4 protein-coding genes are annotated in these 5,157 nt (G+C 70.5%); all 4 read left to right on the top strand.

Annotated elements, in window-relative coordinates:
- The first annotated feature begins 4 nt into the window (after positions 1-4).
- Positions 5-1,006 (top strand): GDP-mannose 4,6-dehydratase, encoded by a 1,002-nt coding sequence (gmd, locus tag ACY5KJ_RS05605; RefSeq protein ID WP_462202921.1) that lies wholly within the window; start codon positions 5-7, stop codon positions 1,004-1,006.
- Positions 1,007-1,127: 121 nt separating this feature from the next.
- Positions 1,128-2,480: a hypothetical protein gene (locus ACY5KJ_RS05600; protein ID WP_462187063.1), complete on the top strand. Its 1,353-nt coding sequence runs from the start codon at positions 1,128-1,130 to the stop codon at positions 2,478-2,480.
- Positions 2,477-3,814 (top strand): glycosyltransferase family 4 protein, encoded by a 1,338-nt coding sequence (locus ACY5KJ_RS05595; protein ID WP_462202919.1) that lies wholly within the window; start codon positions 2,477-2,479, stop codon positions 3,812-3,814. Before ACY5KJ_RS05600 ends, ACY5KJ_RS05595 begins: the two co-directional genes overlap by 4 nt.
- A 21-nt stretch (positions 3,815-3,835) precedes the next feature.
- On the top strand, positions 3,836-5,157 hold a 1,322-nt coding region (locus ACY5KJ_RS05590; protein ID WP_462202918.1), incomplete at its 3' end, for an alpha-(1->3)-arabinofuranosyltransferase domain-containing protein.

The following is a 5,157-nucleotide window of genomic DNA, read 5'->3' as shown; positions in this document are numbered from 1 at the left end:
CGACGTGCCTCGCGCGCTGATTACCGGGATTACCGGTCAGGACGGGTTGTATCTGGGTGAGTTGCTGACCGCGAAGGGTTATGAGGTGTTCGGGTTGGTGCGGGGGCAGTCGAACCCGAAGGTGGCGACGGTGGAGCGGCTGGTGCCAGGGGTGGTGTTGTTGGAGGGGGATCTGACGGATCTTCCGTCGTTGATCGGGGCGGTGGAGATCTCGCAGCCGGACGAGGTGTACAACCTGGGGGCGATCTCGTTCGTGGGGTTGTCGTGGAAGCAGGCGGAGCTGACCGGGGAGACGACGGGGATGGGGGTGCTGCGGGTTCTGGAGGCGTTGCGGATCGCGGGTGGTAACGACATGTCGGGGGTGCGGTTCTATCAGGCGTCGTCGTCGGAGATGTTCGGGAAGGTGCGGGAGACGCCGCAGCGGGAGTCGACGCCGTTTCACCCGCGGTCGCCGTACGGGGTGGCGAAGACGTTCGGTCACTATCTGACGGTGAATTATCGGGAGTCGTACGGGACGTTCGCGTGTTCGGGGTTGTTGTTTAATCACGAGTCGCCGCGGCGGGGGATCGAGTTCGTGACCCGGAAGATCTCGCGGGCGGTGGCGCGGATTTCGTTGGGGTTGCAGGACTCGTTGTCGTTGGGGAATCTGGAGTCGCGGCGGGACTGGGGTTTCGCGGGGGATTACGTGGAGGCGATGTGGCGGATGCTGCAGCAGGACGCGCCGGACGACTATGTGGTGGCGACCGGGGAGACGCACAGTATCCGGGAGTTGTTGGATGCGGCGTTCGGGTGGGTGGGGATCTTGGACTGGTCGGGGTTCGTGCGGCAGGATCCCCGGTTTTTCCGGCCGGCTGAGGTGGATGTGCTGGTGGGGGATTCGTCGAAGGCGCGGGAGGTGTTGGGGTGGAAGCCGCGGGTGGGGTTCGAGGAGTTGGTGGCGATGATGGTGGACGCCGACGTCGCCGCCGAGACGGAATCGGCCGACAAGGCACTGACAATCCGTTGAGCACCGTTCCCGGGCGTACCAGGCGGCCGACCACCCCGGCGCGGGTGAACCGGCCCCACGCGGGCATTCCGTTGCGCGGGGTGGGGAGTACCCCTGCGTATGTCGTCGGGGAGGACTCCGCATGAAGCGCAATACCGCCCAACTGGGCGGCGCGTCGGCCGCGATCGCGACCGACGGCTGGACGCTGCGTAAACGCCTAAAACAGACCCGGGGCACCCGGCTGCGGGGGGCGGTGCGCGGCGCCATCCCGCTGGCGCTGGCCGGCCAGCTCGCCAACCTCGCCAACATGGGCGTCACGCTGATCATCGCGCGCGCGATGAGTACCCGGTCCTACGGCGTGGTCGCCCAACTGATCGCAATCTTCTTCATCGTGTCCATGCCGGGCAGCGCCCTGCTCGTGGGGGTGGTCCGGCGGATCACCACCTGGCAGCACAGCGGGCAGTTGGACCTGGTGGCGCAGTGGGTCCGCCGGGTCCGCCGGGTCGGGGTCGCGCTCGTGCTGGTCGTCGCCGTGCTCGCGGTGGCCGCTCGGGGCTTCGTGGCCCACGAGCTGTCGCTGCCCGGTCCCGGCGGCGTCGCCGAGATCGTGACCGCCGGTGCCGCCTGGTGTCTGCTCTGCGTCGACCGGGGGCTGCTGCAGTGCGGCCGGCTCTATCCGGCGCTGGCCGCCAACCTGCTCGTCGACGCCGCAGTGAAGACGGTGTTCACGATCGGGTTGGTGCTCGCCGGTCTGGACGAGACCGGCGCGGCGATCGGCGTCCTGCTCGGTGTGCTGGCCGCCCTCGCCCACACGCGGTCCACGCTGCGCCGCCACCCGGACGCGGTCGTAGGAATGTCGCCCGAGCCGGGCTCGCCCGCGGCGCCCACGGCCCGGCTGGCCGTCGAGGTCGGCGCCGCTCTCGTCGCGCTGGCGATGCTCGGCCTCCTGCAGAACATCGACGTCCTTATGCAGGGCCGGCTCGCCCCCGACCAGTCGGGCTCCTACGCGGCCGTCTCGGTGGCCAGCAAGGTACTCGTACTGGCGGCGGTCGTACTGGCCGGCTTCCTGCTGCCGGAGGCCGCCGATCGACGACATCTCGGGCAGCACGCCCTCCATCAACTCGGAGCAACGCTAGCGATACTCCTCGTACCCGCACTGGGGCTGCTCTCCGCCGCTCTCCTCGCACCCGACACACTTCTCTCCCTGGCCTTCGGCTCTCGCTTCACCGATGCCTCCGGCGCGCTTCTCCCCTTGGCCGCAGCGATGACCTGTCTCGGAGCTACCGTGCTGTTCACCCACTACCTGCTCGCTCTCGGCGAGCGTGGCGTACTGCTGGCCCTGGGGCTGGCCGCCGCCGCGGCCGTCCCCCTCATGCTGTGGGCGGACGGATCACCGACGAGCACCGCCCGCGCCAACCTCGCCTGCCAGGCCGTGCTGGCCATCGTCACCGGCCTGTCGGTGCTCGCCGCCGCCCGCCGGACGGCTCGGGCATGAGCGCCGCGAGCAATCGTCGCGGCCCCGGCGCGACGATCCCGCCGACCCCCGATGGCCTCGTCGTGCCGCCGGCCGTCCCGGTCCCGCCGGGCCTCCTGGCCGCGCAGGTGGGAGCGCCCGGGATCGAGGCCGCGCCGCGCCGACTCTCCCTCGCCGAGCTGGTCGAGACTTCGGGACTGCGCCGCGTGCACATGCTGGCCTGGCGTGATCTCGACGACCCCGAGTCGGGCGGGTCGGAGCTGCACGCCGACAAGGTCGCGGAGCTGTGGGCGCAGGCCGGCATCGACGTGAGCCTGCGCACGGCCGTGGCGTCCGGCCATCCGGAGTCCGTCCACCGCAACGGCTACACGGTGGTCCGCAAGGCGGGCCGGTACTCGGTCTTCCCGCGCACAGCGGTGTCCGGCGCGCTGGGCCGCGGCGGGCCCTGGGACGGTCTGGTCGAGATCTGGAACGGGATGCCGTTCTTTTCCCCGGTCTGGGCCCGCTGCCCCCGGGTGGTGTTCCTGCACCACGTGCATGCCGAGATGTGGCGGATGGTGTTGTCCCCGAAGCTGGCCAGGATCGGCGAGACCGTCGAATTCAAGATCGCTCCACTGCTGTACCAGCGTACGCGCATCCTGACGCTGTCCCCGTCGTCCCGGCACGAGATCATCGAACTGCTCGGCCTGCCGCCGCGCAACATCTCGGTCGTGCCGCCGGGCATCGACCCGTCGTTCTCCCCCGCAGGCGAGCGCTCGCCGCATCCGCTCGTCCTCGCTGTCGGGCGTCTGGTGCCGGTGAAACGGTTCGACGTCCTCATCGACGGGCTCGTCCGCGCCCACGATGAACATCCGGCGATGGAGGCGGTCATCGTCGGCGAGGGCTACGAGCGGGTGGAGCTGGAGAAGCGGATCTCCGCTGCCGGAGCCGGCGGCTGGCTGCACCTCGTCGGGCGGGTCGACGACGACGCCCTGCTGGCGCTGTATCGGCGCGCCTGGGTGCTGACCTCGGCCTCGGCCCGTGAAGGCTGGGGCATGACGATCACCGAGGCCGCTGCCTGCGGCACGCCGTCGGTCGCGACGAAGATCGCCGGACACACCGACGCGGTCGTCAACGGCGAGACCGGCGTGTTGGTGGAGGATCCGGCCGACCTGGGCAAGACACTGGCCGGCGTGCTGACCGATCACGATCTGCGCACCCGGCTGTCCGCCGGGGCGCTGGCGCATGCGGCGACCTTCACCTGGGCGCAGACGGCTCGCTCGACGTTCGCGGCACTCGCCCGGGAGGCGGCCCGGCATCAGGGCCGCCGCTCCACCGCGGCCCGGGCCGCGGACCTGGTTGGGCCGCACCGGTGACTGCGGTAATCCGGTGATCCGGTGACCGTGACCACGTCGCCGTCCGGTCCGGCCCCCTCCGGTCGCACCGAGTCCGGTCGCACCGAGTCCGGTCCGGCCTCGGCGACGATCCGGCGGCGGCCGCCATCCTGGCCGACCCTGGTGCTGGCCGCCGTGGCGTATCTGCCGCTGCTGGCGACGGCACCAGGAAAGATCGGCGCCGACACCAAGGCGTACCTCTACCTCGATCCGAGCCGGATGCTGCGCCGGGCGGTCTCCATGTGGGACCCCGGCATCGGCATGGGCACCGTCACCCATCAGAACATCGGCTACCTGTTCCCGCAGGGCGCCTTCTACTGGCTGCTGGATCTCGTCGGCCTGCCCGACTGGGTCGCGCAGCGGCTGTGGACGGGCTCCATCCTGTTCGGCGCCGGCACCGGCGTGCTGTTCTTGCTCCGCTCGTTCCGCTGGCCCGACCGCTTCGCGTTCGTCGCCGCGTTCGGCTACATGCTCTCGCCCTACATCCTGGAGTACGAGGCGCGGATCTCGGCGATCCTGCTGCCCTACGCCGGACTGGGCTGGTTGATCGGCATCACCGTGCGCGGGTTGCGCGAGGCGGAGTCCGGCCGGGCCGGCTGGCGCTTCCCCGCCGCCTTCGCCCTCGTGGTCACGACGATCGGCAGCATCAACGCCTCCAGCCTGATCTTCATTCTGTCCGCCCCACTGCTGTGGATACCGTTCGCCGTCTGGGGTACCCGCGAAGTCCGGCTCGGCGCCGCCGTGAGTATGTGCACCCGTGCGGTGCTGGTCGTCCTCGTCACGTCGGCATGGTGGATCGCGGGGCTCTACACCCAGGCCGGTTACGGCCTCAACGTCCTCGCCTTCACCGAGACAATCGAGACGGTCGCCAGCAGCTCGCAGGCCTCTGAGGTGCTGCGGGGCCTGGGCAACTGGTTCTTCTACGGGCAGGACGCGCTCGGTCCGTGGATCGGGCCGGCCACCCACTACACCCAGAGCATCTGGCTGACCGCGGTCAGCTTCGCCATACCCATCCTCGCCCTGATCGGCGCCTCGGCCATCCGCTGGGGCCAGCGCGGCTACTTCGTCGCGCTGATCCTGCTGGGCACCACGATCGCCGTCGGCGTCTACCCGTACGACGATCCCTCGCCCTGGGGACGGCTGTTCAAGGACTTCGCCGAGGGATCGACGGCCGGTCTCGCGCTGCGTTCGCTGCCCCGGGCGGTCCCCCTGGTCGCGCTGGGCATGTCGGTGCTGCTCGCGGGCGGGCTCGCCGCGCTCTGGGAGCGGTACGCGGCGGCCGGTCCGACCGCTACGGCTGCTACGGCTGCCCCAGGTGCCCCAGG

Source organism: Frankia sp. CcWB3 (assembly GCF_977927595.1).
Note: the sequence above shows the minus strand (reverse complement) of the source record. Positions and strands in the feature narration are given on the sequence as shown.